This window comes from Mesorhizobium sp. ISC11, from assembly GCF_037162595.1.
GTDB lineage: Bacteria > Pseudomonadota > Alphaproteobacteria > Rhizobiales > Rhizobiaceae > Mesorhizobium > Mesorhizobium ciceri.
The window spans coordinates 5,750,000-5,775,429 of sequence record NZ_JAVSPW010000001.1 but is presented as its reverse complement, the minus strand read 5'-3'; the positions used below and the strand labels follow the sequence as shown (position 1 = coordinate 5,775,429).

Here is a 25,430-nt window from a genome sequence, read left to right as displayed (position 1 = left end):
CGTCGAAATTGATTCGCTTCGAAAATGTCGGCCTCCGCTATGGCATGGGTCCGGAAATCCTCCGCGACATCTCCCTGCACATTCCGGAGCGCTCCTTCCAGTTCCTCAGCGGGCCTTCGGGCGCCGGCAAGACGACCTTGCTGCGCCTGCTGTTCATGTCGCTGAAGCCGACGCGCGGGCTGATCACCATCTTCGGCAAGGATCGCTCCCGCATTTCCCGCACCGAGCTGCCGCATCTCAGACGCCGGATCGGCGTGGTGTTCCAGGATTTTCGGCTGCTCGACCACATGACCACCTATGAGAACGTCGCGCTGCCGCTGCGCGTGCGCGGGCGCGAGGAGGCGAGCTACCGCACCGATGTCACCGAGCTGTTGAAGTGGGTCGGGCTGGGCGAACGCATGCATGTGCTGCCGCCGGTTCTGTCCGGTGGCGAGAAGCAGCGCGCCGCGATCGCGCGGGCGCTGATCGAGCAGCCGGAAATCCTGCTCGCCGACGAACCGACCGGCAATGTCGATCCGCCGCTGGCGCGACGCCTGCTGCGGCTGTTCATCGAACTCAACCGTCTCGGCACCGCCGTGGTGATCGCCACCCACGACCTCGGCTTGATGGAGCAGGTCGACGCGCGCCGCATGATCCTGGCCGGGGGAAGGCTGGACATCTATGACTGAACTGTCCGCCGAACATTTTGTGGAAAGGGAGCAGGACGCCGAGGCGACCGAAGCAAAGCCGCGCGCCCAGCGCAGGATGGCGCCGATCGTGCCGGCGCAGAACATCGCCGGCCGGGCGCTGGTGCTGGTCATCGCCATCATGACCTTCCTGTCCTGCCTGACTTTCGGCGCGGTGACGCTGGTGCGCGACACAGCGTCCGTCTGGGAGAACCAGATTTCACGTGAGGCAACGATCCAGATCAAGCCGGTCGACGGCCTCGACATGGAAGCAGCCCTTACCCAGGCCTCGCAGATCGCCGGCGAATTCCCCGGCGTCAAGGCGACCCGGATCATCGACCGCGAGGCGACCGCGCGGCTCCTTGAGCCCTGGCTGGGCTCGGGCCTCAACATCGACGAATTGCCGGTGCCGCGACTGATCATCGTCACCATCGACGAGAACAGCCCGCCCGATTTCGCCGCCATACGCGCCGCGATCACCCCGAAACTGCCGAGCGCATCGCTCGACGATCACCGCACCTGGGTCGACCGGCTGGTGGCGATGGCCCGCACCACGGTGACCATCGGCATCGCCGTGCTGGCGCTGATGCTGTCGGCGACGGTGCTGACGGTCGTGTTCGCGACGCGCGGCGCCATGGCCGGCAACGGTCACATCATCGAGGTGCTGCATTTCGTCGGCGCCGAGGCACGCTTTATCGCGCGCGAATTCCGCCGGCATTTCCTGGTCACCGGCATGAAGGGAGCGGCGGCCGGCGGTGCTGCGGCAGTGCTCGTGTTCATCGTCTTTTCCTGGTGGTCGTCGCGCAATATGGCGACGCCGCAGGCCGACCAGGCGACCGCCCTGTTCGGCAATTTCGCCATCGGTTCGGCAGGCTATCTCGGTGTCGTCTTGATGGTGCTGGTGATCGGCGGACTGACGGCGGCAACCTCGCACGCCACCGTCGTTGCCTATCTCAGCGACATCGATGTCCGCCAACCGGATGCAGGCTAATTCATGTCCCCCAAAAGTGGGAACGGGTTTTGGGATAACGACATGGATAAAACACGGTGATCACGAATAGAGAATTCGCGTAACGCAAAGTGCGTCTTTTACCTACCCAAGGCCGCATTTCAGGATTAACCATATGGCGATGGACGCGCGGGATTCGACCGGTACGGCTGGGCAGATGCCAGTGGTGGTTGCACGTTCGCATGACCGCCGCGCTGTGAGCCGTCTAAGAGCCACGTTGCGCCTGTCCGCCCTCTCCGTCCTCATCCTTGCAACTTTGTTTGCCGGCGGTTTCGGTTGGTTCGCCAACAAGGTCAGTCACCTGACGACGCCCGCCAATCCGGCCAGGGCAGACGCGATCATTGTCTTGACCGGCGGCCAGTCCCGCCTCGATGCCGCGATGGATCTGCTGGCGTCCGGCAAGGGCGAACGGCTGCTGATCAGCGGCGTGCATCCTTCGGCCAGCCGTCGCCAGCTGCAGGCGGCAACCGGCGGCGACAAGAATCTGTTCTCCTGTTGCGTCGACATCGACCGCGCCGCGCTCGACACGATCGGCAATGCCGAGGAAAGCGCCAAATGGGTCGAGAGCCACGCCTATGGCACGGTGATCCTCGTCACCAACAATTATCATATGCCGCGCAGCCTGCTGGAAATGGGCAGGCTGCTGCATGGCGCCAAGCTCGAGCCCTATCCGGTGGTCAATTCCAACCTCGACAATGGCGGCTGGCTGACCAAGCCGCGGGCATTGCGCGTGCTGTTCACCGAATACAACAAATATCTGCTTGCGCTGGCGCGCGGCATCGTGCCTGTCAAGCCGACGCCCAACGGCATCGCGCTGGCCGAAACCGCGGCCGGCGGCTGATTATTCCCCTGCGGCCGCGCCCGAATTTCCCCTGAGCCGTGCGATCTCCTGCTCAAGGCGTTCGATACGCTTGTCCCGCTCGCCGAGTGCCGCCGCGACGTCGGCTGCCTCGAACCGTTGTGGAATATGCTGCGGGCAGTTGGCATCCCAGGCCGAGACCGTGAACAGGACGACCTGCTCGGGGCGCGCTCCGTAGCCTTGCGGCATCAGCTTCGCCATCAGTTCGGCATCGTTCTCGACGACGCGCGCGGTGCCCCAGAGCTTGATGCGCTGGCGGTGCATATAGTCGATCAGGAACAGGAACGCCCTTGGATTGTCGGCCAGATTGCCCTGCGTGATGAACTGCCGGTTGCCGGAAAAATCCGCGAAGCCGATCGTATGTTCATCCAGCACCTTGAGGAAGCCGGCCGGCCCGCCGCGATGCTGGACATAGGGCTGCCCCTCGCGGTTGGCGGTCGACAGGAAGACGCTGGTCTGCATTTCGATGAAGGCGGCAAGGTCCGGGGTGATGCCGGCCTGCCAGCCGCCACGCTCCTCGACGCGGGCATAGGACTGACGTGAGCCCTTGCGGGCCTGGATCGCCTTGACGGTCGGCGTGAAGGCGACGTCGCTGGTGACAGCATGCGCGTTCATGGAAAGCTTCCTTGCGGCAAGATGCTAAAGCCCGAGCTCCGACAATGTCGGGTGGTCGTCCGGCCGCCGGCCGAGCGGCCAGTGATACTTACGATCGGCCTCGCCGATCGGCAGGTCGTTGATGCTGGCGATGCGCAGACGCATCAGCCCCTGTTCGTCGAATTCCCAGTTCTCGTTGCCGTAGCTGCGGAACCATGAACCGCTGTCGTCGCGCCATTCGTAGGCGAAACGCACGGCGATGCGGTTGCCGTGGAAGGCCCAGACCTCCTTGATCAGCCGGTAGTCGAGCTCGCGGCTCCATTTGCGCGTCAGGAAGGCCTGGATGGCGTCGCGGCCTTGCAGGAATTCGGCGCGGTTGCGCCAGCGGCTGTCCTTTGTATAGGCGAGCGCGACCCGCGCTGGATCGCGTGAATTCCAGGCATCCTCGGCCATGCGCGCCTTCTGCGCTGCGGTCTCGGCGGTAAACGGCGGCAGCGGCGGGCGGGCTTCGGACATGGCAACTCCTGTGCGAGGCCATGCTGCAGGCAGGGCCGACAGACTGGAATATAAGCCTTCCATCATTCAAAGGCAGGTGGCATATTCGTAACTTGTCCTTCCATTTTTCGGAAGAAGCTATGGATCGTCTCGAGGCCATGTCGCTCTTTGTCGCCGCGGTGGACGCCGGCAGCCTTTCCGCGGCCAGCCGCCGTTTCGGCATTCCGCTGGCGACGGTCAGCCGCAAGATTTCCGATCTCGAGCGCCATCTGAACACACGCCTCCTGAATCGTTCGACGCGACGGCTGACACCAACCGATGCCGGCCAGGCCTATCTTGCCGCCTGCCGCCGCATCCTGGACGACGTCGGCGAGGCCGAACGCACGGCCGCCGGCGAATACAGTGTTCCGACCGGCGAACTGGCCATCACCGCGCCGGTCGTCTTTGGCCGCCTGCACGTGCTGCCGGTCGTCACCGGCTTTCTCGCCGCCTATCCCGACGTGGACATCCGCCTGACATTGGCCGATCGCATAACCCAGCTGGTCGAGGACCATTTCGATCTCGCCATCCGCATCGGCCGATTGCCCGATTCGAGCCTGGTCGCCATCGGCGTCGGCGCGATCCGCCGCGTCGTCTGCGCCAGCCCGGCCTATCTGGCCGAACACGGCACGCCAACAACCCCGGAGGATCTGGAAACACACGATTGCATCACCTTCGAGGGGCTCGCCTCCGCCGCCAGTTGGAGCTTCATCAAGGGCAAGGCCGAAATCCCGGTTCGGGTCCGCTCGCGGCTTCAGGTCAACACCGCCGAAGCGGCCATCGATGCCGCGATTGCCGGCGTCGGGCTGACGCGTGTGCTTTCCTATCAGATCGAAGCCGCGCTGCGGTCCGGCGCGCTGCGCGTCCTGCTGCAGGAATTCGAGCCGGCGCCATGGCCGGTAAGCCTGGTGCATGCGGGCCATGGCCTGCTGCCGGTCAAGCTGCGCGCCTTCCTCGATTTTGCCGCTCCACGCCTGAAGGCGCGGCTGGCGCGGCTGATGTAGCGGAACCAGGCCAACCCATCGGTGGCCGTTCTTCGTCGCCAACCAAAGCGCCTGCGGCCATTTCCTTTTTTCCCGCGCTTGGTGTAACCAACGCTCACCTCCTCACCGGGCTCCCCCAATGCTCTACATCAGATCGCTGACGTTCAATTTCGTCTTTTACGTCAACCTGATCGTCCAGATGATCCTCTGGACCCCCTACTATTTCCTGTCGCCCCGGCACCGCGCCTGGTTCGTGCCGAAATTCTGGTCGCGCACCTCGATGTGGCTTTACGAGAAGATCGCCGGAACGAAGAACGAGATCACCGGCCGGGAAAACCTGCCCGAAGGCTCCTTCATCCTGGCACCAAAGCATCAGTCGTTCTGGGACGCGATCGCCTTCTTCCCCTTCCTTCAGGACCCGCTCTACATCCTCAAGCGCGAGCTGACCTGGATCCCGTTCTTCGGCTGGTACATCATGAAGATGCGCATGATCCCGGTTCATCGCGGCAGCCGTTCGAAGGCACTGAAGGCAGTGGTCGCCGCGACCAAGGAAGAGATGGCGCGCAACCCTCGCCAGCTCATCATCTACCCCGAAGGGACAAGACGCGCGCCGGGCGACGAACCGGCCTACAAATACGGCATCGTCGAAATCTACACGCAGCTTGGTGTTCCGGTGGTGCCGGTTGCCCATGTCGCCGGCCTCTATTGGCCGCGCCGCAAATTCCTGCGCTATCCCGGCACCATCAAGGCGCGTTTCCTGCCGCCGATTCCACCGGGACTGAGCAAGGACGAATTCATGGCCCGGCTGATCGGCGAGACCGAAGCTGCCTGCGACCAGTTCCTGATGGATGCGGCGCGCGGCCCGAACCCGCCTGCCTTGCCGCCGACAGCGGTGAAAAGGCTGCAAGAGCTGGACAACGCCGCAAGAACCAAAGTCTGAACCGGAAGTCTCCGGCCGGCAGTTCTCAGCCGAACACCGCCAGCGCGGTGGTCAACACCAGCGTCGCGGCAAAGATCAGATTGATGATCCGCGAGGCCGCCGGCCGGCGCAGGAAGCGCGCGAACCCAGCCCCCGCGACAAGCCACAGAGCGTGGATGGCAACGATCATCAGGGCGAGAACCGCCAGCTTCAGCCATAGACCAGGCTCAGTGGCGCCCTGTTTGGACGAAGCACCGGCGAACACGGCGGCGATCGCCACATAGGCCTTTGGATTGGCGACCGCGAGAAGAAATCCAGCCAGCCATGTGGGACGCGAAGCCTCGGCGGCGTGCGCCGCCAGCGGCGATGCCGTGGCTATCTTGAAGGCGAGATAGAGGATGTAGGCCGCGGAGGCCAAAGCCAGCAACGGCGCCAGCTTCGGCATCGAGGTGAGCACTGCCATGACCCCGGTCGCGACAACCAAAAGCACGGCGATCGTGCCCAGGATGATTCCCCAGGCATAGCCCAGGGAATGGCGCAAACCGAAGGCGGCACCAACGGCGGTGACGCTTATCGTTGCCGGCCCCGGGCTGCCCATGACGACGGCGGAGGCAAGCACGAGCGCGCACAACTGGCGCCAAAGATCCGGCTGCAAAAGAAGCGGCTCAGTCATCTCACCCTCTGTCTTGCCCCGTGCGAAGGAGGCTATGGCAAGACAAGAGGGTCGTCTTGGACGTTCGTGCGAGGAGCGGCCGCCGAAACTTCAGTCGCTCGCTTTGTCGAGTTCGGCCATGTCGGCGGCGCTCAGCTTCAGCGACGCCGCCTTGATCAGGCTGTCCATCTGCTCGGGCTTGGTGGCGCTGGCGATCGGCGCGGTGACGCCCGGCCGAGCGATCACCCAGGCAAGCGCGACTTCCGCCTGCTTGGCCGAATGCCTTGATGACACCGCGTCGAGTGCCGCAAGGATGCGCATGCCGCGCCCATTGAGATAGTCCTTCACGCCGCCGCCACGCGGGCTTTGGCCGAGATCGGCCTCGCTGCGGTATTTGCCGCTGAGGAAACCTTTGGCCAGGCTGAAATAGGTGATGACGCCGATGTCCTCGGCCACGCACAGATCGCGCAACGGCCCGTCAAAGGATGAGCGATCGTAGAGATTGTATTCCGGCTGCAGCACCTCGTAGCGTGGCAGACTGCGCAGGCTCGCCACATCGAGTGCCGCACGCAACTGGCCGGCGTCAAGGTTAGAGCACCCGGCATAGCGAATCTTGCCCTTGGCGAGCAGCTTCTCGTAGGCGCCAAGCGTTTCCTCATAGGGCGTCGCAGGATCCGGCCAATGCGACAGATAGAGATCGATGAATTCGGTCTGCAGCCGCTTCAACGATGCGTCGACGGCTTTTTCGATGTAGGCGGCGGACAGGTCCTTGTGCCCCTGTCCCATATCCGAACCGACCTTGGTGATCACCACGACCTTGTCGCGATTGCCACGGTCTTTCATCCATTTACCGATGATGGTTTCCGATTCGCCGCCCTTGTGGCCTGGAACCCAGCGCGAATAGGCGTCCGCCGTATCGATGGCGTTGAGGCCGGCGCCGACGAAGCGGTCGAGCAGGTCGAACGAGGTTTTCTCGTCGGCAGTCCAGCCGAAGACGTTGCCGCCCAGAACCAGCGGCGCGATGGACAAGTCGGTGCGACCGAGACGACGTTTCTGCAAGGCGGATCTCCGGGATGATTGGGCGGGCAAATGGCGCCCGCGGTCTGAGGGTTGGAGCCTAACCTAGGTCTTGCCTGAACGAGGTCAAAGGCCTGACGGCCTTTTTCCGCAGAGCCAGCTTCACAAAGGCGCGACCTGCCGCGCCACCTCTTCCAGCCAATGGTCGCGAATGCCCAGCGCCTCGAGATGCTCCAGCGTGCTCAGCACATAGTCCTCGTTGTTGCCGGACTGGCCGACCGCACCGCGCACCACGACCGCCGCATCTGCAGCGTCGAGCGCTCCGGCATATTGCTCGTGCTGGCGGTCGACAATGTAAACCACCGCGTCGACCGTACCGCCGCCGTCGAGGCGAACCTTGAGCAGACGCTCCAGATAGACATTGGTGACCAGCTCGCGCTCGCGCAGATAGGCCATAACCTCGTCGCGCAAGTCGCCGGGAACGCGGAATGCGAGGCCGACGCAGGACCCGCCACGATCGAGGCCGAGCACCAGCCCCGGCCGCTCGCGCGTGCCGCGATGCACGAAGGAATAGACGCACAGCGAGCGCCGGTAGCCATGCAGGCGGGCACGCTGTGTTTCGACATGCGCGAATCCCGGCCGCCAGATCAGCGAGCCATAGCCAAACACCCAAAAATCGCCCATATCGCCGCGCCTGATTGCAAAAGATGCCAACACCGCACCCGGACCGGTGTTTTTTCCGCCCGTCCCGTCTAACTATACGTCTGTCCACCTGGCGGAATCGACTACCCGTCCGCAATACCCATGCGTTAACGAGAGCCAAAGCATGACGTCAAGTGACGAACGCCAGCCGAACAAACGTCGCCGCCTGATCTGGCTTGCAGCATTCATCGTCGTGCTGTTCGCCCTCTACAGCGGCGGCTGGTTCTATCTGGCTGACCGCGTCAGGAGCGAGGCCGACAAGGCGGTTGCCACGCTCAACAAGAATGGCGTCGAGGCCGGCTGCGCCAATCTCCAGGTCAGCGGCTATCCCTTGAGCTTTACCGTCTCCTGCGACAACCTCGCCTATGAGGACGATGCCAAGAACATTGCGGCCTCGGCCGGCAGTTTCAACGCAGCCGCCCAAATCATCCAGCCTCTGTCGCCGGTTGCCAATCTGCGCGGCCCGCTCAGGACCTCCGTTCCGGACATGGTGCCGCTGTGGATCGACTGGGACAATCTGCAGGCCAATTTCAAATTGTGGTGGCCGCTGCCGCGGCGGATTTCGCTGGAGGCAGAGGGCCTTTCCGGCCAGACCGATCCGGCCGACGATACCGATCCGGTGCAACTGTTCAGTGCCGGCAAGGCATCAGGTCAGTTGCAGCCCAACGGCGAGGATATCGATTATCTCGGCAGTTTCGGCGATCTCGAGGTCGACCCCGACGCAATTGGCGGGCGCGTGCTTCCGGCGTTCGATGCCAGCGGCGACGTGACATTGAAGAACGGCGTCGCACTGATCGGCACGCGGGTGAAGAGCCTTCGTGGCCAGGCGATCGAAATCCGCAACCTTGACCTGTCGTCGGGGACGGCGCGCATCACCGTTTCGGGACCGCTCTCGGTCGATGCCGAGGGCCTGGTCAACGCCGACCTGATGATCAGGTTGAAGGACCCGAAGGCGGTGGCGGCCATCCTCGGCACCGCCATACCCGAGCAGAAAAGCCAGATCGAGCAGGGTTTTTCTGCCCTGGCGGTGCTCGGCAACGAACCGTCCATGCCGCTGAAGGTGGTCAGGGGCAAGGCCTCGCTCGGCTTCATTCCGCTGGGCAAGATCAAGCCGGTCGAATAGCTCAGCCATGGCAAAACCCGTGAAGCTGCTGAGCGTTGGCGCTTTGACGCTGGACACCATCCTGCACGTCGAGACGCTGCCCATGCATCAGGGCAAGTTCATGGCCTCCGACGGCGTCCAGATCGCCTCGGGCATGGCCACCAGCGCCGCCTGCGCCGCCCATCGCCTGGGCGCCGAAGTATCGCTGTGGGCGAGTGCCGGCGACGATGCCGTCGCCGACCAGCTCATCGCCGGCATAGAGGCCGAAGGCGTCGATTGCACCTTCGTGCGGCGCGTCAGAGGTGCCCGCTCGGCGCTGGCCTCGATCCTGGTCGACGCGCATGGCGAGCGCATCATCGTGCCGTTCTATGACAGGCTTGCCCAGGCCGATCCCGACGTCCTGCCGGTCGCCGACCTCATGGCATTCGATGCCGTTCTGGTCGATGTCCGCTGGCCGGGTGCGGCGGCACTCGCCCTGAAGGCGGCGCGCGCCATCGGCCGTCCGGCGATCCTCGATGCCGACACCGCGCCGCTGGAGGTCCTTGAGCAGTTGTTGCCGCTCGCTACGCACATCATCGCTTCGGAGCCGGCAGCGCGCATCGTCTGCGGCCAGGCGCTCGATCCGAAAACGGCTTGCGCCGATCTCGCCAGCCGCAGCGACGCTTTTGTCGCAGTGACAGGCGGCGCGGCGGGCAGTTGGTGGCACGACCGTCGCGCTGGCTGCGTGCGCCATGTCGCGGCGCCGAAAATCAAGACGGTCGATACGCTCGCCGCCGGCGATGTCTTTCACGGCGCCTTCGCCGTCGGACTGGCGGAAGCCATGCCGGTCGAGCAGGCTTTGCGGTTTGCCAGTGCGGCCGCGGCGCTCAAATGCCTGCGCTTCGGCGGCAGGCTTGGCGCGCCGAACCGAGCCGAGACGCTGGCCATGGTTGCGCAGACCTGGCCTGCCTGAGACAGATCTAGCCTTTCGCGGGGTGCTCGACCGCCTGACGGCCGAAATCGGGAACGTCGATGTCCTGGCCGGCTTCGATGATCGAGCGGCGCACGGCGCGGGTGCGGGTGAACAGGTCGAAGAGCTTTTCGCCGTCGCCCCAGCGGATCGCGCGCTGCAGCGACGCCAGATCTTCCGAGAACCGCGCCAGCATTTCGAGGATGGCGTCCTTGTTGTGCAGGCAGACATCCCGCCACATGGTCGGATCGGAGGCGGCAAGGCGGGTGAAGTCGCGGAAGCCGGAAGCCGAATATTTGATCACTTCGGATTTGGTCACCGACTGCAGATCATCGGCGGTGCCGACGATGTTGTAGGCGATGATGTGCGGCAGATGCGAGACGATGGCCAGCGTCATATCGTGATGCTGGGGATCCATCGTGTCGATGTTGGCGCCGCAGCGCCGCCAGAACTCCGACAGCCTCTCCAACGCGTCCGGGTCGGTGTCGGGCAGCGGCGTGAAGATGCACCAGCGATTGTCGAACAGGTCGGCGAAACCGGCGTCGGGGCCGGATTTTTCTGTGCCCGCCAGCGGGTGGCCGGGAATGAAATGGACACCTTCAGGCACATAAGGCTGCATTTGCGCAATGACAGACGCCTTGGTCGAGCCGACATCGGTGAGGATCGCGCCCGGCTTCAGCGCCGGCGCGATTTCCTCGGCAACCGCGCCGGACGATCCAACCGGCACCGAAATGATGACCAGGTCGGCATCGCGGACAGCTTCTCTCGCATCGGTGCTATAGCTATCGCCCAGCCCAAGCTCCTCGGCCCGTGCCAGCGTCGCCGCACTGCGGGTCGAGATGGATACGTGGCGGGCGAGGCCCTCGCGGCGGATGACGCGGGCCAGCGACGAGCCGATCAGGCCGATGCCGACCAGAGCGATCTTTTCAAACATCGGTGATGTCATGGTTTCTAGCTTTTCAGGAATGTCGTGAGAGCGGCGACAACGCCGCGATTGGCCTCTTCGGTACCGACGGTCATGCGCAGCGCGTTGGGAAAGCCATAGCCCGAAACGCGCCGCAATATATAGCCGCGCGCCGTCAGATAGTCGTCCGCCGCCGCTGCCGAATGTTTCTGGTCCTCGGGAAAATGAATGAGGATGAAATTGCCGACGCTGGGCGTCACCCGCAACCCAAGCTTTATGAATTCCGCACTCAGCCAGGCCAGCCAGGTCTCGTTGTGCGCCACGCTGCGCTCGACATGGGCGCGATCGCGAATGGCGGCGATGCCGGCCTCGATCGCCGTTGCATTGACGTTGAAGGGGCCGCGCACGCGGTTGATGGCGTCGACGATGTGCATCGGCGCATACATCCAACCGATCCGCGCGCCGCCGAGGCCGATCTTGGAGAAGGTCCGGGTCATCACCACGTTCTCTGCGCTGCCGACCAGTTCGATGCCGGCCTCATAGTCGTTGCGGCGGACATATTCGGCATAGGCCGCGTCGAGCACCAGAAGCACGTGCCTGGGCAGACCGGCATGCAGCCGGCGCACCTCCTGGAACGGCACATAGGTGCCGGTCGGGTTGTTGGGATTGGCGAGGAACACGATCTTGGTGCGTGGCGTGACGGCGGCCAGGATGGCGTCGATATCGGCGCGCTCGTCTGTTTCCTTGATCGTCACCGGAACGGCGCCCGCCGACTGGATGTAGATCTTGTAGACCATGAAGGCGTGTTCGGTGATGACGGCCTCGTCGCCGGGCGCCAGATAGGTCTGCGCCAGCAGGCCGAGGATCTCGTCGGAGCCGTTGGAGCAGATGATGTTCTGCGGGTTGAGGCCATGCACCTCGGCGATCGCTTCGCGCAGCCGCCTGGCGGTGCCGTCGGGATAGACGTCAAGCTTTCCGGCAATCTCGCGCGCGGCTTCGATCGCCTTCGGCGAGGGCCCGAGCGGGTTCTCGTTGGAGGACAGCTTGTGGACCTTGGCGACGCCGGCAGGCGCCGTGCTCTTGCCCGGCACATAGGCGTCTATGTCCATGATGCCCGCGCGCGGGGTTGGACGTGCCTGGTCCGGTGTCTGGCTCATGTCGCAAAATCCGTCGAGAACGCTTCCTGAGGGAAGCCGCAGCGGAAATACAAGCCGTGGCCTGCAATGTCGAGAGGCGACAGCCTCCCGCCCAAGGCAGGCCGTTGACGCCGGCGCGCCACAGCCCTAGAAGGGGAGTGAACTTCCGTGGTGATTTGGCCGGTCGGCTTGCAGCCACGTTAAACAACTTGCTAAAGGGCCGTTTGCATCCTGTAACCGGCTTTGCGACCGCAATGCCGGTTTTTTGTTGTCCGCGCCGGCCGGACACCCGTATCGGCATCGACTTTCGACGAGCGCGATGCGTGGGCTCAAAGTGTGAGATGGATGTCATGGCCGTTCTGCGTGCCCGCAAAACCAACAACGAGGTCGACCAACCGTCGAGCCCGGTTTTGCGTTTTGGATCCGACAAGCCGCTCAAGCTGGACGCCGGCACGCTGCTGTCACCGTTCCAGATCGCCTACCAGACCTACGGCACGCTGAACGATGCCCGCTCCAACGCCATCCTCGTCTGCCATGCGCTGACCGGAGACCAGCACGTCGCCAGCACCAATCCGGTGACCGGCAAGCCAGGCTGGTGGGAAGTGTTGATCGGGCCCGGCAAGATCATCGACACCAATCGTTTCTTCGTCATCTGCTCCAACGTCATCGGCGGTTGCCTTGGCTCCACCGGCCCGGCCTCGACCAATCCCGCCACCGGCAAGCCCTATGGGCTTGACCTGCCGATCATCACCATCCGCGACATGGTGCGGGCGCAGCAAATGCTGATCGACCATTTCGGCATCGAGAAACTGTTTTGCGTGCTCGGCGGCTCGATGGGCGGCATGCAGGTGCTGGAATGGGCGTCGAGCTATCCGGAGCGCGTCTTCTCGGCGCTGCCGATCGCCACCGGCGCGCGCCATTCCTCGCAGAACATCGCCTTTCATGAGGTTGGCCGGCAGGCTGTCATGGCCGATCCGGACTGGCATGGCGGCAAATATTTCGAGCACGGCAAACGCCCGGAAAAGGGCCTGGCGGTAGCGCGCATGGCCGCCCACATCACTTACCTGTCGGAAGCCGCCCTGCACCGCAAGTTCGGCCGCAATCTGCAGGATCGCGAAGCGCTGACCTTCGGCTTCGACGCCGACTTCCAGATCGAAAGCTATCTTCGGCACCAGGGCATGACCTTCGTCGATCGCTTCGACGCCAATTCCTACCTCTACATGACGCGGTCGATGGACTATTTCGACCTCGCCGCCGACCATGGCGGCCGGTTGGCCGATGCCTTTGCCGGCACGAAAACCCGCTTCTGCCTGGTGTCCTTCACAAGCGATTGGCTGTTCCCGACCGAGGAGAGCCGCTCGATCGTGCATGCGCTCAACGCGGCCGGCGCGTCGGTATCCTTCGTCGAGATCGAGACCGACCGCGGCCACGACGCCTTCCTGCTCGACGAGCCGGAACTGTTTGCCGCCATCAATGGCTTCATCGGCTCGGCGGCCCGGGCGAGAGGGCTAAGCGCATGACCCCGGAAAGTTGCAGACTTATCCGTCCGGGATCATGCGCCACACTGGGGGCGACATAATGAGTGTCAACCGTGACCAGCGCGTCGACCTCGAAGTCGTCGCCAACCTCATCCCGCCACGGTCACGCGTGCTCGATGTCGGCTCTGGCGACGGCTCGCTGCTCGAACTGCTGCAGGACACCAAGCAGGTCGACGGCCGTGGACTGGAACTGTCGCAGCGCGGCGTCAACGAATGCGTGGCGCGCGGCCTCTCGGTCATCCAGGGCGATGCCGATAAGGACCTCGAATTCTATCCCGACAAGGGCTTTGACTTCGTTGTCCTGTCGCAGACGCTGCAGGCCACCCGCAACCCGAAGCTGGTGCTCGACGAACTGCTCAGGATCGGCAACCGCGCCATCGTGTCCTTCCCCAATTTCGGCCATTGGCGGGTACGCCTGTCGCTGTTCCTCAACGGCCGCATGCCGGTGACCAAGGACCTGCCCTATTCCTGGTACGACACGCCCAACATCCACTTCTGCACCATCCGCGATTTCGTCAATCTGTGCGACGAGCTCGGCGCGACCGTGGAGAAGGCGACGGCGCTCGACGCCAATGGCCAGAAGATCGGCCTGTCGATGCCGTGGTGGTTCTGGAATTTCTTCGGCCAGCAGGCAGTCTTCTTGCTGAAGCGGTAGCAGCCGCCCGCTATTCCAGAACATCCGTCGCCTTGTGCGGATGTCCGACGCCGTCGGCGAACACCACATCGGCTTCCGAATTGTCCGTACGCAGTGACAGTATCGCCTGGTAGGCGGGCGAATTGTACCAGCCATGCACGTGCCGCCTGTCGGGAAATTGGATGATGATCAGATGGCCCAGCCAGTCGTTCTCGACCACTTCCACATCGCCGCCATGAATCAGAAAACGGCCGCCGAAAGGTTCCAGCGTGGCATCGATCCTGTGCAGATATTCGACGATCTGCGGACCCATCGTGGCATGTCGCATATGGGCAACGGCGTAGGCGGTCATGACTGTACTCCCTTGTCATCGAAGCCGAGTTGCCGGCCTCGCAAGGGCAATCTGACCAAACGCCGGGCGCTAAGCGATTATGTCAGAGGTAATGGAATGCATGCTATCCTGTCACGGCGGGTCCTTCCATGATGATTCGCAAGTGCTTTGCGCGGCAGTGCTGTTGCAATTGGAACGCTAACAACGGGAATTCGTTGTCTCGCGCGGGTTGAGTACCGGCGCGGTGGGTGACATGGGCAGCTGTTTTTTGTAGCGTCGCATCGACGATGATGACCGGAAAGGAAAAGTCCAATCCATTCGACTGTTCTGAAAATCGAAAAGTCCTGGATAGACGCGCAGCCCTGCGCAGGAAACAGCTGACACGACATGGCCGGGATCATCGAAGACACACCTCTTATCACGGTCATAACGCCGACCCACAACCGTCGCGAAACGGTGTTGCGCGCCGTGGAAAGCGTGCTGTCCCAGGGCATGCCCAGGCTCGAGCATATTGTCGTCGACGATGGCTCGACCGATGGAACCGAGGCAGCACTCGCCCGCATCCAGGATCCGCGGCTGACCTATGTCGGCGCAAAATGGCGAGGCGCCAACGCCGCCAGGAATGCCGGCATCGAGCGCGCGCGCGCGCCGGTGGTGACCTTCCTTGATTCCGACGACGTTTACCTGCCGCACCGGCTTGAACGGACCTTGGCCTGGTTTGATGACAATCCCGCACTTCAGGTGCTGATCAGCTCTTATGTCTCCTTGAAGGGCAACCGCGCCACCAACTGCATCAACCGCGATGCATTTGTGAGCCCGACGATGCTGGAGCGGACGCTGGTCGCGCAGACGATCTTCATTGCCGGCTCCGCGATAACCGCGCGCCGCGAGGCCTTGCTGGGCATTGGTGGCTACGACAGCGACATCACCCGGATGCAGGATCGGGAGTTGCTGCTGCGGCTAGCGCGCCGCCATGGCGCGCGTTTGTCCGAGGACATCGACTGGACGAAATACAATTCGGAAAACTCGATTTCGGGCCGCCGTGACGGTTATGTCGAAGCCTATGCGAACCTGATCGGCAAACATCCGCATATTGCCCACGCCTACCCGCATATCCCGCCCTACATGATCTCGCGGCAGATCATCGCCGATATCCTCAGAGGCCGGATACCAGAGGCATTCAAGGGCTACATGGCCAATCGCGAGTCGAAAGCGCTCGGCTACTCGCTGCCGGAGCTGATGCACGGCTATCTCCATGGCCGGCGCTGGCGGCGCGATCTCTACAATGAGTTCCGCGACAAGTTTGGCGCCCGACCGGCCTAAATTCCGCTCTTGGTCACCGGTCGAGTTCGGGAAAATACGGATCGGACAAGAACCGCCTGTCCCGCTCGCCTTGCAGACAATCGATCGGCACGGCCGCGTCGACGGGAATGATCCTGTCCCGGATGCCGCTCACTTCGAGGATCAGCTTGCGCCGGATGGCTGTCGAAAATTCGGTGGCCGCGTAGATCGGCAACACGAAGGAACCGGGCCCTCCGGTCACGCATTGCGCATAATACTGGTCGAGATGGCTGAAGGTTGGCGACGGGCTGATCAGGATTGGCAGCCCGTTGATGACGATGCTTTTGGCGATTGCCTCATCACGCGTCGCGGTGACCGGCGGCCCGATATTGTTGGGACCATCACCGGAGATATCGATGACGCTGCGCTCGCCCTCGAAAGAGGTGCGATCGAAAAGCTCGGTGCCGAAGGCCAATGCACCGGAAATCGAGGTGCCGCGGAAGCTCCGGAACGGGCGGGCCGCGACCTTGTCGGCAAAGCTGTTGGCGCTCTCGGCGCTGTCGATGATCTGCCAGCCGATGACCGCGTCATCGCGCACCGTGCCGGCCCATTCGAAATAGGTCAGCGCTATGCGGCCCGTGGCGCCGGCGCGAACAGCCCGGATGAAGTCGGGATGCCGCAGCGCCTCGACATAGCCGGCGCGCTGCAGGGCGAACTCCTTCTCGTCCATCGACAGCGAGATGTCGACCGCCAGCACCAGCTCGACGTCCACAGGCAGCGCATCCGTCGGCGAGGCGGCGGGCGCGGCCTGGACGCAGGCAAGACAGGCAAGCAGGCGCAGAGCATCAAGCATGGCCGTCGCCGGGATTGTTTCTCCCGAACAGCTTCCCTCGCGATCACGGCAAAATAAAGCTTTGCGCCCGCAGTCGCGATGTCTGCCTATTTCCTGCGGCGGGCGGTGACTGGCGGCGGTTCGATCGCGCCGGCCCTGACGCGGGCGGGCTTCAGAGCCGGCGCGCCGGAATCCTTGACGATCGTCAATGCGCGCGGAAAGAAGTGATTGTTGTGCAAGCCGCGACCGATGTTGAGAATTGCGGTCCCCGGCAAACGCTTCTCCAGCATCGACAGCACGCGCCGCAGGGAGGGCCCGTCGAACGCATCCAGCGCTTCGTCGATGATCACCCATTTCGGTTGCCGCAAGGCGAGCATGGCGAAGGCCAGCGAGCGCTGTTCGTCATCGCCCAGCTCGTGGTCCCAGCGCCCGGCGCGGTCGAGCGACGACGACAGCCGTTCCAGACCAACCTCGGCAAGCACCGCCAAAATGTCGGCATCGCTCGCCGGCGTAGCTCCGTTCGGGTGATCAAGGACCTCGCGCAACGTACCGGTCGGGAAATAAGGGACGCGCGGCACGAATATGGGGGGTTCTCCCGCCGGCAGGCCGATCCGCCCCCTTCCCCATGGCCACAGGCCGGCAATGGCGCGGAAGAACAGCGTCTTGCCGGCGCCCCGGTCGCCGGTGATCATGACGCGCTCGCCGGCACGGATTTCGACATGCTCGTCGGCGAGCCTGGTGCAGCCCTCCGGCGAAGCCACTTCGAGCTTCTCGAAAGTCAGGCTGCCATTGGCGTTTTGATCAAAGGCGATGCGCTTTTCCGTGTCGTGCAGCACATCGGTTTCATCGAGCGCGATGCGGAAATCGGCAACGCGCATCAGCGTGGCGCGCCAATCGGCAATGCTGCCTATGTTGTTGATGAACCAGCGCAGGGACGAGTGGACCTGATTGAAGGCGCCGACCGCCATCATCAGCCCGCCAAAGCTGATATCGCCTGAGAAATAGACCGGCGAAGCAACCAGGATGGGTGCCACGACGGTGATCCAGCCATAGGTATCGGTCACCCAGGACAGGTTGATCTGGGCGCTGTAGATGCGCCGCATGGCACCCAGCACGGTGCCGAGGTCGAGTTCGAGCCGTCGCCTGGCGTCGGCCTCGCCATGGTACAGCGCAATGGCATCGACATTCTCGTTGACGCGCACCATCGAGGAGCGCAGCTCGGCTTCGCGTGTGTAGCGATTGCTGTTCAGGCTGATGAGTGGGCGCCCGACCAGCCAGCTCAGCCAAGAGGCGATGCCGGCATAGAGGATGGCGGCCCAGACCATGTAGCCCGGTATGGCCAGCGAGGTCCCGCCAATGTGGAACACAAAGCCCGAGGAAAGCTCCCACAGCACGCCGACGAAGGACACGAGCAGGATGCATGACTGCAGCAGGCCGACGCCGAGATCGGTCGACAGGTCGGACAGATGCGCGGCGTCCTGCTGCATGCGCTGATCGGGATTGACGCCGATGGCACCGGCATTGGCCAGCCGGAAGGCGCGTGCCGGCCGCATCCACTGGTCGATCAGGTCCAGCGTCAGCGCCTCGCGCAGCTTGAGCCGGATCATCTGGTTGAGCCAGGTCTGGCCGATGTTGAGCACCAGAAGCCCACCGGCTATGGCCGCAAAGACGAGAAGCTGGTGCAGGAAGGCCGCCATGTCGCGGCGCGCAAGCGCATCGTAGAAAGGCTGATTCCAGCGGTTGAGCAGGACCTGGCCGGTCGACGTTGCGATGATCACGGCCATGATGCCGACCGATGTCCAGAGCAACCACTTGCGAACGGGCGATCCCGCCAGCGCCCGCCGGATCGTCGCCACCTGATCGCGCAGGCTGCTGGCTTCGACCGCCACGGCAGCCGGCTGAGCGGCGGCGGCATTGCCCGGTTGATCAGCCATAGCCGAGATCCTTGCGTTCAGTGCTGAAACCGGTTGGCGAGACTTGTAGACATCCGTCGTTCAAATGGGCTGACAAATGGGCTGTCAGTCCGCTTGCGACAGATAGGCAGGGAAATGGCCTCAGGCACTCTTGCCGCGATCACGAAGCCGTCACCCGCGCAACCGATGGCTTGGTGTCCCCGGCCTCATTGTGACGGCCAAGCCGGGTGGCGCCATGCGGCGACAGCACCGGCACGAAGACACGGCGCGAGGCGCGCTGAGCGACCGGCACGCCTTGATAGAGCCGCTTCTGTGCCTCGACCACAATGACCCCGGAAAAGATCGGCCACAGCCGCCGGCCGGCACGTTCCAGCACATTGTGGAAGCGCATCATGAAACGGCGCCGCGATGGCGGAAAGAACAGCGCATCGGACCAGGCGGCGGGCGTGAAATTCGCCTCGCGCAGCAGTTCCGTAAGCTGGCCGCGCGAAAAAGGCCGGCCATTGCCGAACGGCGTGTGCTCGAAGCGCGCCCAGACACCGCGCCGGTTGGGCACGACGATGACCACCCGGCCGGCCGGCGACAGCACACGCCAGATCTCGTTCAGCGTCTCCCGCGGGTTCTCGACATGTTCGAGCGAATGGACGAGCAGCATGCGGTCGATGCAGGAATCGACCAGCGGCAGTTCCTCGTCGAAGACCAGTGCCGTCGCCGTCGGCCCCGTCGCCGGCCAGACCACGGCGCCTTGCGTTGCCGGCATGAAGGCGAAGACCCGCTCGGCGTCGGTGCCGAACCGCTCCAGCCAGGGCAAGGTGTAACCCAGCCCAACCAGCCGCTCGTTGGGCACGGCTGCCCATATCGACGACAACGCCATGGTGATCGAACGCTCGGCGAACCGGCCGAGCGTTGTCGAATAGAACGAGCGAAGATCGACGATGTCGGAATGCATTGCAGGGATGTAGCCGCGATATCGGCGGGTTTCAACAAAAGGCCTCGATGAGCCCGACATTCCGGAAATGTCATTCGACATTCCGGGATGACATCGACCCGCCAGCGCCCTATGTCTGCGGCCACAATGGAGAGATGCGATGCCGGTCGAAATCGAACAGTTCATGTGCCGTAGCGACAATTTCGGTGTACTGGTGCATGATCCCAAAAGCGGCCAGACCGCGATCATCGACGCGCCCGAGGAGGCACCGATCCTGGCTGCGCTCAAGCGCACCGGCTGGACGCCGACGATGATCCTGACCACGCATCATCACATGGATCACGTTGAGGCCAATCTGGCGCTGAAGGAGCGCTTCAAGCTGCGCATCGTCGGCCCGGAGGCCGAAAAGGCCAAGATCCCCGGCATCGACGAGACCGTCGAAGATGGCTCGGTTCTCCATCTTGGCGATGAGAGGATCGAGGTCATCGCCACGCCCGGCCACACCGCCGGCCACGTTTCCTATTATTTGGCGGCGTCGCGTGTGGCGTTCACCGCCGACACGCTGTTTGCGCTGGGTTGCGGGCGGCTGTTCGAATGCAAGCCGCCGGTCATGTATGAATCGCTGAAGAAGCTGGCTGCACTTCCGGCCGAAACGATCATCTATTGCGGTCACGAATACACGCTCGCCAACGCCCGTTTTGCGCTGACAGTCGACCCGTCCAATTCGGCATTGAAGGAACGCGCCGCCAGGATCGAAAAGCTGCGCGCCGACGGCAAGGCGACGCTGCCGACGACGATCGGCGAGGAGCTGTCGACCAATCCCTTCCTGCGCTGGCACGATCCGGCGATCCGCAAGCATCTTGGGCTGGAGAAGGCTTCCGACGCCGAGGTTTTTGCCGAGATCCGCAAGCGCAAAGACAATTTCTGAAGGGACTGCTTGGAACCAATGACCAGTTCTGCCGAAATCATCGCGACGCTCGGCCTGAAACCGCATCCGGAAGGCGGCTGGTACGCCGAGACCTTTCGCGATGGCGCTGGCGGACCGCGCGGTCATTCGACCGCGATCTATTTCCTGCTGGAACAGCATCAGGTTTCGGCCTGGCACCGGGTCAAGGATGCCACCGAGATCTGGCATTTCCATGCCGGCGCGCCGCTGGCGCTGGCGATGTGGGAACAAGGCAGCACCGTTATGGAGCAGGTGCTCGGCATCGATCTCGCAGCCGGTGAGCGGCCGCAGATCGTCGTGCCGGCAGGCTGGTGGCAATCGGCGCGCAGCCTGGGCGAGTGGACGCTGGTCGGCTGCACCGTCGCACCGGGCTTCGAGTTTTCCGCCTTCGAACTGGCAGCACCCGGTTGGCAGCCTGGACAGTCCTAACTTGGCAAGAACCCTAATTTAGCAGGAAGCCAAGCGTGATCGCGAGTTGGGCGGCGTAGTACAGCGCCCAGACGGCGAAACGCATCCAGGCACGATGCGGCGAGATGGCGGCCACCAGGAATTTCTCCGTGGCGAGCAGCCCGTCCGATGCCATGAATAGCACAGCGCCGCCGATCACCCAGGTATTGCTTGTCGTCAGCGCCGAGATGCCCATGGCCAGGATCGCAGCGACATAGACGGTGATCGGGATACGCAGGCCGGGACCGACGCGACGCCAGAGCGCCGCCAGTATGACGATCGCAAACACCGCCATCGCGAGCGCGATCGCCCCACGCCACGATTCGGCGCCAAGCACCCCCAACCCGCCACCGCTGCGCAGGAACAGCGCGACATAGACGATGTGGGCGACGAGAAAGCTGGCCAGACCGCCGAGAAACGCCTTTTCGCCATCGCGCGACAGGAAGGCATCGCCAACAGCGCTGAGCACAAGGGCCGCGACCAGCAGCAGCGGGCCGCCCTGCAGCCCGGCCAGCACGGCAAGCATCGCCACGGCGAGCGTCTTTGCCGCCGAGCGGGCGAGCGTTGGTGGCATGCCAAGCGTAAAGGCGTAGATCACCGCCGCCGCCAGCGAAAAGATCAGTGTCGCATTGGCATTTGCGTCGATGCCGCCGGCAAACGGCATCGTCATGCCCCGGCTCCGCTTTGGGATGCCCTGGCTCCGCTCTCAGCCGCCGGTTTGCGCAGGAACAGCGACTTCGCTGCAAGTGCGGCCCCGCCGGTGATGAGCACGCAGGCGGCGAGGATGCGCAGCGACGGCTCGGCGACGCCGGCCGCGATCAGCACCAGCGTCGACAACAGCGGTGCGGCGTAGCTTGCAGCACCCAGCACCTGGATGTTGCCGCGCTTGACGCCGATGTCCCAGGCATAGAAGGCAGCACCCACCGGCATCAGGCCAAGGCCGAGCACGGCCAGCCACTGGCCGGGACCGTCAGGCAGAATCGTCTGTTCCAGCGCCAGGTGGCAGGCGAGCGACAGCACGGCGGTCGCTGCGCAGAACCAGGTGACGATGCTGGTCGGCACCGACGGGAAGCGCCGCGACAACAGTGAATAGGACGACCACAGCACGGCGCAGACGGCAGCCATCGCATAGCCGAAGGCATAGCGGGCGTCGAAGGCCAGCCCCCCGCCCTTGGTCACGATCAGCACGGTGCCGGCAAGGCCGAGCAGCGCGCCGACGACATGGTTCCAGGCCAGTTTTTCGCCCGGCATCAGCGCCGAGCCGAGCACGATCAGCAAAGGCCATAGATAGGCGATCAGGCTCGCCTCCACCGCCGGCGCATTGCGCAGCGCTGTGAAATAGAAAAAGTGGTAGCCGAACAGCCCGGCAATGCCGATCAGCCACACCTGCGGCGGTATCTTCTGGCTCTTGTCGGGTGCCGGCATGAACAGCCGCGCGACCAGCCCGACACCGGTGCCGATCGAGAAGGTGATCGCCGACAAGAGGAACGGCGGCACCTGGCCCGACGCATCGGTGAGCAGTGCGAGCAGCGCCCACATGGCGACCGCCGAAAAGCCGATCAGTGTTGCGCGCCCCATTCTGTCTCCAGTGGCGCGCCAATTCTGCGCCTGGCTATTGTACCGCTTCGAAACGTCCGGCGCTGATGGTCAAGGTGCCGATCTGCGTGCCCACCGTGGCATGGATCGGCGCATATACGCCGGTTTGGCCGAGCGGTGCAAACGTCACCATCATGCGGCTTTTGTTCTTGAGATAGTTGAGCGCCTTGCGGCCCTTGCGATAGCCAGCCACCGGCTCGAAGCCCATCCGGCAGGTAACCGTGTCGCCCTTGTAGCCCGGCACCGAGATCGTGCCCTTCGAAGCGTAGGTCAGCGTCAGATCGGCGCGCATCTCGCCGTCGTAGAACTTTACTGTGCGGCCGCAGACCTGGTCGAGGCTGTCGGCATGGATGACGGTGGCAGCCATCGGATCGAGCACCGATGCCAGGTCGCCGGCACCGAGCGGCACCCAACTCTTGGGGTCGCGCTTGCCCGGCGCCGGGACGACCTGCGTCGAGGTGACCCTGCCATTGGCAAAGCGGATGTCGACCACCGATGCCTTCTTGCCGGAGGTGTAATCGGCGCGGAATGCCTGCGGCACCATCCTCTTGCCCGCAATCGTGCCTTTGGACGAGATCGTGCCACGCGTGTCGTCGAACAGTTTTGCCAACCCTGCCGCGCTGACGCTGCCTTCGATCGCGTAGGCGCCATTCTCAGAACGGCTGGAAAACGTTGATTTCGCTATCGAAAGTCCAAGAAACGACACCGTATACTCGCCCTTGAACGACTGCGGCGAGGCAGCAGACGCGGCGGACGGCAAGGCTGCGGCAAGCATGGCGGCAAAGGCATGTGACGAACGAAGCATGGCGGGATCGGGTCCTTGATTTTCGGCCGGAGGCGGGCAACTCCGGTCTGGCATGTCCCTAAGAGACCGCTTATAGGATGAATTCCGGCCTTAATATGAAAATGCCGGGCGCGCCGTGGGCAATGCAGGAGCTTGACGCCTCGGCGAAATGCAACTATGGAACGCCAACTTTTTCCATAAGGCCGCCTGACCAGAACCGCGCGCCACCCGGCGTGGCTTGAGTGTTTGGCAGACCCCGAGAACTGAAGGTTAGAACAATGTCCCGCACCTGCGAACTCACTGCCAAGGCAGTCATGTCCGGCAACAATGTGAGCCACGCCAACAACAAGACCAAGCGTCGCTTCCTGCCGAACCTCGTCAATGTGACGCTGATTTCGGAAGCGCTGAACCAGAATGTGCGCCTGCGCATCTCGGCCAACGCACTGCGTTCGGTCGAACATCGCGGCGGTCTCGACGCCTTCCTGGCCAAGGCCGACGTCAAGGAATTGTCGCAGCGCGCCCGTCTGCTGAAGAAGCAGATCGCCAAGAAGACCGCCGAGCAGGCTGCCGCTTAAACAGTTCAAAGGCGGGGGACGACCGCCCTGGCCAACATCTTGTTGGCCTCTGGCCAACATCTTGTTGGCCTTGGAGCATCGGATCGAAGCCGCAAGGTTTTGGCAATCCGGTGCCCACATACGAAGGCGAGCATCGCCCGCAGGGGCATGATGCTTGGCTGGTTCCATTACCCAGGATAAAAAAATGACTTCCTTCTCGCGGTATTTGCCCTTCGTGGCCGCCATGGCGCTTGTCGTCGTGGCATCGAACGTTCTCGTGCAATTCCCGATGCAGGGCCAGATCGGGGGCCTCTCGCTGGCCGACCTTCTGACTTGGGGGGCCTTCACCTATCCCTTCTCGTTCCTGGTCACCGACCTCGCCAACCGCCGCTACGGACCCACTGTGGCGCGCCGGATCGTCCTTGTCGGCTTCATGACGGCGGTGATCTGCTCGATCCTTGTCCCGCCCTTCCTGTTCCGTCACGGCCTGATCGAATTCGAGACCGCCGCCGACCGGCTGGTGCGTATCGCGGCCGCGTCCGGAGCGGCGTTCCTTTCCGCGCAACTGCTCGACGTCACCGTGTTCAACCGGCTGCGCCGGCAGAGCTGGTGGCGGGCGCCGATCATCGGCACGCTGGTCGGGTCGGTGTTCGACACCGCCGTGTTCTTCACCGTCGCTTTCTCGGCTGCCTTTGCCTTCGCCGGACCAAACGACGGCTTTGCGTTGGAAAACGCACCCTTGATGGGCGTCTTCCATGTCGAGGCGATGCGCTGGATCTCCTGGGCGCTTGGTGATCTCTCGGTGAAGCTGATCATCGCCGTCGTCGCACTCATCCCCTACCGGCTGCTCGCCGCCCGCTGGAGCCAGCCCGCGGTTGCGGCTTAAACTATGATCCCGAAAAGTGGGACCCAGTTTTCGGAAAAGATCATGGTCGGACAAAGATCATGATCCCGTGGATCCAGCTCGATTCAGCGAAGACCCCAGACGGCGGACAAGAACTTCGCCTCAAGCGGCGCGGCACCGAATTCTCGATCATGCTGGGCACCAACGAGCTCATGAACAGCCGCCTCAGCGGTTCCGAGGAAGCGCTGGCAAAACTGTCCTGCGGGCGGATTGCCGGCCATAGCCAGCCAACAATCCTGATCGGTGGGCTTGGCATGGGTTTTACCTTGCGCGCCGCGCTTGCAGAATTGGCCAATGATGCCGGAATCGTCATCGCTGAACTGGTGCCGGCCGTTGTCGCCTGGGCGCGCGGTCCGATGGCCGAAATCTTTGGCGGCTGTCTCGACGATCCGCGCGTCACCATCCAGGAGACCGATGTCGGGCAGCTGATACGCTCGCAGCCCGCGGCCTGGGACGCCATCCTGCTCGATGTCGACAACGGCCCGGAAGGCATCGTCCACAAATCCAACGACGCGCTCTACAGCCTGCAGGGCCTCGCAGCCGCACGCAGCGCCCTCAAGCCGGGCGGCGTGCTGGCGGTGTGGTCGCAAGGCCCCGACAACGGCTTCACGCGGCGGCTGAAGCAGGCAGGCTTCGGGGTCGAAGAGGTCAGTACGCGCGCCAACGGCAAGCGCGGCGCGCGCCATATCATCTGGATCGCCACCAAGACGTAAAGCC

General features: G+C 63.6%; 29 protein-coding genes and 1 riboswitch. Of the genes, 15 read left to right on the top strand and 14 right to left on the bottom strand.

Features of this window, described 5'->3' with window-relative positions:
• Positions 1-8 precede the first annotated feature (8 nt).
• From ftsE to RPF88_RS27920, 3 genes are all read left to right on the top strand, one after another.
• Positions 9-668, top strand: a complete 660-nt coding sequence (gene ftsE / locus RPF88_RS27930) for a cell division ATP-binding protein FtsE (RefSeq protein WP_010911739.1) — start codon at positions 9-11, stop codon at positions 666-668.
• Positions 661-1,656, top strand: a complete 996-nt coding sequence (locus RPF88_RS27925; RefSeq protein WP_013529399.1) for a cell division protein FtsX — start codon at positions 661-663, stop codon at positions 1,654-1,656. Before ftsE ends, RPF88_RS27925 begins: the two co-directional genes overlap by 8 nt.
• A 133-nt stretch (positions 1,657-1,789) precedes the next feature.
• The gene (locus tag RPF88_RS27920) at positions 1,790-2,515 is read left to right on the top strand and encodes a YdcF family protein (RefSeq protein WP_024503762.1); all 726 of its coding nucleotides are present in this window, start codon (positions 1,790-1,792) and stop codon (positions 2,513-2,515) included.
• Here the strand turns inward: RPF88_RS27920 and RPF88_RS27915 are convergent, their stop codons facing one another.
• Both RPF88_RS27915 and RPF88_RS27910 read right to left on the bottom strand, forming a co-directional pair.
• Positions 2,516-3,148, bottom strand: a complete 633-nt coding sequence (locus RPF88_RS27915) for a pyridoxamine 5'-phosphate oxidase family protein (protein ID WP_337123563.1) — start codon at positions 3,146-3,148, stop codon at positions 2,516-2,518. It abuts the gene before it with no gap.
• A gap of 24 nt (positions 3,149-3,172) precedes the next feature.
• Positions 3,173-3,643 carry a nuclear transport factor 2 family protein gene (locus RPF88_RS27910; protein WP_224620164.1) on the bottom strand — a complete coding sequence of 157 codons (471 nt, stop codon included), beginning with the start codon at positions 3,641-3,643 and terminating at the stop codon, positions 3,173-3,175.
• A gap of 119 nt (positions 3,644-3,762) precedes the next feature.
• On the opposite strand from RPF88_RS27910, the gene RPF88_RS27905 reads away from it, so the two are divergent.
• Both RPF88_RS27905 and RPF88_RS27900 read left to right on the top strand, forming a co-directional pair.
• Positions 3,763-4,665, top strand: coding sequence for a LysR family transcriptional regulator (locus RPF88_RS27905; protein ID WP_063169094.1), 903 nt, complete (start codon positions 3,763-3,765; stop codon positions 4,663-4,665).
• Positions 4,666-4,783: 118 nt separating this feature from the next.
• The gene (locus RPF88_RS27900; RefSeq protein WP_013529394.1) at positions 4,784-5,584 is read left to right on the top strand and encodes a lysophospholipid acyltransferase family protein; all 801 of its coding nucleotides are present in this window, start codon (positions 4,784-4,786) and stop codon (positions 5,582-5,584) included.
• 25 nt (positions 5,585-5,609) lie between these two features.
• Here the strand turns inward: RPF88_RS27900 and RPF88_RS27895 are convergent, their stop codons facing one another.
• The 3 genes from RPF88_RS27895 to RPF88_RS27885 form a co-directional block, all read right to left on the bottom strand.
• Positions 5,610-6,236 (bottom strand): LysE family translocator, encoded by a 627-nt coding sequence (locus RPF88_RS27895; protein WP_337123562.1) that lies wholly within the window; start codon positions 6,234-6,236, stop codon positions 5,610-5,612.
• 90 nt (positions 6,237-6,326) lie between these two features.
• Positions 6,327-7,274, bottom strand: a complete 948-nt coding sequence (locus RPF88_RS27890; RefSeq protein ID WP_127385273.1) for an aldo/keto reductase — start codon at positions 7,272-7,274, stop codon at positions 6,327-6,329.
• A 120-nt stretch (positions 7,275-7,394) separates the two neighbouring features.
• A complete protein-coding gene (locus RPF88_RS27885) occupies positions 7,395-7,916 on the bottom strand; it encodes a gamma-glutamylcyclotransferase (RefSeq protein ID WP_337123561.1) in 522 nt (173 codons plus the stop codon).
• A gap of 142 nt (positions 7,917-8,058) precedes the next feature.
• Between RPF88_RS27885 and RPF88_RS27880 the strand changes: the two genes are divergently transcribed.
• Complete coding sequence (locus RPF88_RS27880; protein WP_013529390.1) at positions 8,059-9,057, top strand: DUF2125 domain-containing protein; 999 nt, start codon at positions 8,059-8,061, stop codon at positions 9,055-9,057.
• Positions 9,058-9,064: 7 nt separating this feature from the next.
• A complete protein-coding gene (locus tag RPF88_RS27875) occupies positions 9,065-9,988 on the top strand; it encodes a sugar kinase (protein ID WP_337123560.1) in 924 nt (307 codons plus the stop codon).
• Positions 9,989-9,995: 7 nt separating this feature from the next.
• Here RPF88_RS27875 and RPF88_RS27870 read toward each other — a convergent pair whose 3' ends face one another.
• On the bottom strand, positions 9,996-10,931 hold the full coding sequence (locus tag RPF88_RS27870) for a prephenate/arogenate dehydrogenase family protein (RefSeq protein ID WP_224674431.1): 936 nt from the start codon (positions 10,929-10,931) through the stop codon (positions 9,996-9,998).
• A 5-nt stretch (positions 10,932-10,936) separates the two neighbouring features.
• A complete protein-coding gene (gene hisC, locus RPF88_RS27865) occupies positions 10,937-12,046 on the bottom strand; it encodes a histidinol-phosphate transaminase (RefSeq protein WP_337123559.1) in 1,110 nt (369 codons plus the stop codon).
• Between the two features lie 137 nt (positions 12,047-12,183).
• Positions 12,184-12,261, top strand: a riboswitch (SAM riboswitch).
• Positions 12,262-12,375: 114 nt separating this feature from the next.
• Between hisC and metX the strand changes: the two genes are divergently transcribed.
• Together metX and metW are read left to right on the top strand one after the other, a co-directional pair.
• Positions 12,376-13,545, top strand: coding sequence for a homoserine O-acetyltransferase MetX (metX, locus tag RPF88_RS27860; protein WP_013529386.1), 1,170 nt, complete (start codon positions 12,376-12,378; stop codon positions 13,543-13,545).
• A 58-nt stretch (positions 13,546-13,603) separates the two neighbouring features.
• Entirely contained in the window at positions 13,604-14,218 is a 615-nt protein-coding gene (gene metW, locus RPF88_RS27855; RefSeq protein WP_337123558.1) for a methionine biosynthesis protein MetW, read from the top strand.
• 10 nt (positions 14,219-14,228) lie between these two features.
• On the opposite strand, the gene RPF88_RS27850 is transcribed toward metW, so the two are convergent.
• Positions 14,229-14,549 carry a DUF1330 domain-containing protein gene (locus tag RPF88_RS27850; protein WP_337123557.1) on the bottom strand — a complete coding sequence of 107 codons (321 nt, stop codon included), beginning with the start codon at positions 14,547-14,549 and terminating at the stop codon, positions 14,229-14,231.
• Positions 14,550-14,915: 366 nt separating this feature from the next.
• On the opposite strand from RPF88_RS27850, the gene RPF88_RS27845 reads away from it, so the two are divergent.
• Positions 14,916-15,851, top strand: coding sequence for a glycosyltransferase family 2 protein (locus RPF88_RS27845; protein ID WP_337123556.1), 936 nt, complete (start codon positions 14,916-14,918; stop codon positions 15,849-15,851).
• 13 nt (positions 15,852-15,864) lie between these two features.
• Here RPF88_RS27845 and RPF88_RS27840 read toward each other — a convergent pair whose 3' ends face one another.
• The 3 genes from RPF88_RS27840 to RPF88_RS27830 form a co-directional block, all read right to left on the bottom strand.
• Positions 15,865-16,662 (bottom strand): DUF1194 domain-containing protein, encoded by a 798-nt coding sequence (locus tag RPF88_RS27840; RefSeq protein ID WP_337123555.1) that lies wholly within the window; start codon positions 16,660-16,662, stop codon positions 15,865-15,867.
• A gap of 86 nt (positions 16,663-16,748) precedes the next feature.
• Positions 16,749-18,575, bottom strand: a complete 1,827-nt coding sequence (locus tag RPF88_RS27835; protein WP_337123554.1) for an ABC transporter ATP-binding protein/permease — start codon at positions 18,573-18,575, stop codon at positions 16,749-16,751.
• A gap of 139 nt (positions 18,576-18,714) precedes the next feature.
• Complete coding sequence (locus RPF88_RS27830) at positions 18,715-19,503, bottom strand: class I SAM-dependent methyltransferase (RefSeq protein WP_337123553.1); 789 nt, start codon at positions 19,501-19,503, stop codon at positions 18,715-18,717.
• Positions 19,504-19,642: 139 nt separating this feature from the next.
• Between RPF88_RS27830 and gloB the strand changes: the two genes are divergently transcribed.
• Both gloB and RPF88_RS27820 read left to right on the top strand, forming a co-directional pair.
• The gene (gene gloB, locus RPF88_RS27825) at positions 19,643-20,410 is read left to right on the top strand and encodes a hydroxyacylglutathione hydrolase (protein ID WP_337123552.1); all 768 of its coding nucleotides are present in this window, start codon (positions 19,643-19,645) and stop codon (positions 20,408-20,410) included.
• An 18-nt stretch (positions 20,411-20,428) separates the two neighbouring features.
• The gene (locus tag RPF88_RS27820; RefSeq protein ID WP_337123551.1) at positions 20,429-20,857 is read left to right on the top strand and encodes a cupin domain-containing protein; all 429 of its coding nucleotides are present in this window, start codon (positions 20,429-20,431) and stop codon (positions 20,855-20,857) included.
• A 13-nt stretch (positions 20,858-20,870) separates the two neighbouring features.
• Here the strand turns inward: RPF88_RS27820 and RPF88_RS27815 are convergent, their stop codons facing one another.
• From RPF88_RS27815 to RPF88_RS27805, 3 genes are read right to left on the bottom strand one after another with little or no spacing between them, the layout of a single operon-like run.
• The gene (locus RPF88_RS27815) at positions 20,871-21,545 is read right to left on the bottom strand and encodes a lysoplasmalogenase (protein ID WP_337123550.1); all 675 of its coding nucleotides are present in this window, start codon (positions 21,543-21,545) and stop codon (positions 20,871-20,873) included.
• A complete protein-coding gene (gene yddG, locus RPF88_RS27810; RefSeq protein WP_337123549.1) occupies positions 21,542-22,453 on the bottom strand; it encodes an aromatic amino acid exporter YddG in 912 nt (303 codons plus the stop codon). Before yddG ends, RPF88_RS27815 begins: the two co-directional genes overlap by 4 nt.
• Before the next feature lie 34 nt (positions 22,454-22,487).
• Entirely contained in the window at positions 22,488-23,276 is a 789-nt protein-coding gene (locus RPF88_RS27805) for a DUF3108 domain-containing protein (protein ID WP_337123548.1), read from the bottom strand.
• A gap of 257 nt (positions 23,277-23,533) precedes the next feature.
• On the opposite strand from RPF88_RS27805, the gene rpmB reads away from it, so the two are divergent.
• The 3 genes from rpmB (at position 23,534) to RPF88_RS27790 (ending at position 25,426) form a co-directional block, all read left to right on the top strand.
• Positions 23,534-23,830: a 50S ribosomal protein L28 gene (gene rpmB, locus RPF88_RS27800; protein WP_013529373.1), complete on the top strand. Its 297-nt coding sequence runs from the start codon at positions 23,534-23,536 to the stop codon at positions 23,828-23,830.
• Between the two features lie 184 nt (positions 23,831-24,014).
• Positions 24,015-24,695, top strand: coding sequence for a queuosine precursor transporter (locus RPF88_RS27795; protein ID WP_337123547.1), 681 nt, complete (start codon positions 24,015-24,017; stop codon positions 24,693-24,695).
• A gap of 59 nt (positions 24,696-24,754) precedes the next feature.
• Positions 24,755-25,426, top strand: coding sequence for a spermidine synthase (locus RPF88_RS27790; protein ID WP_024503742.1), 672 nt, complete (start codon positions 24,755-24,757; stop codon positions 25,424-25,426).
• Positions 25,427-25,430 lie beyond the last annotated feature (4 nt).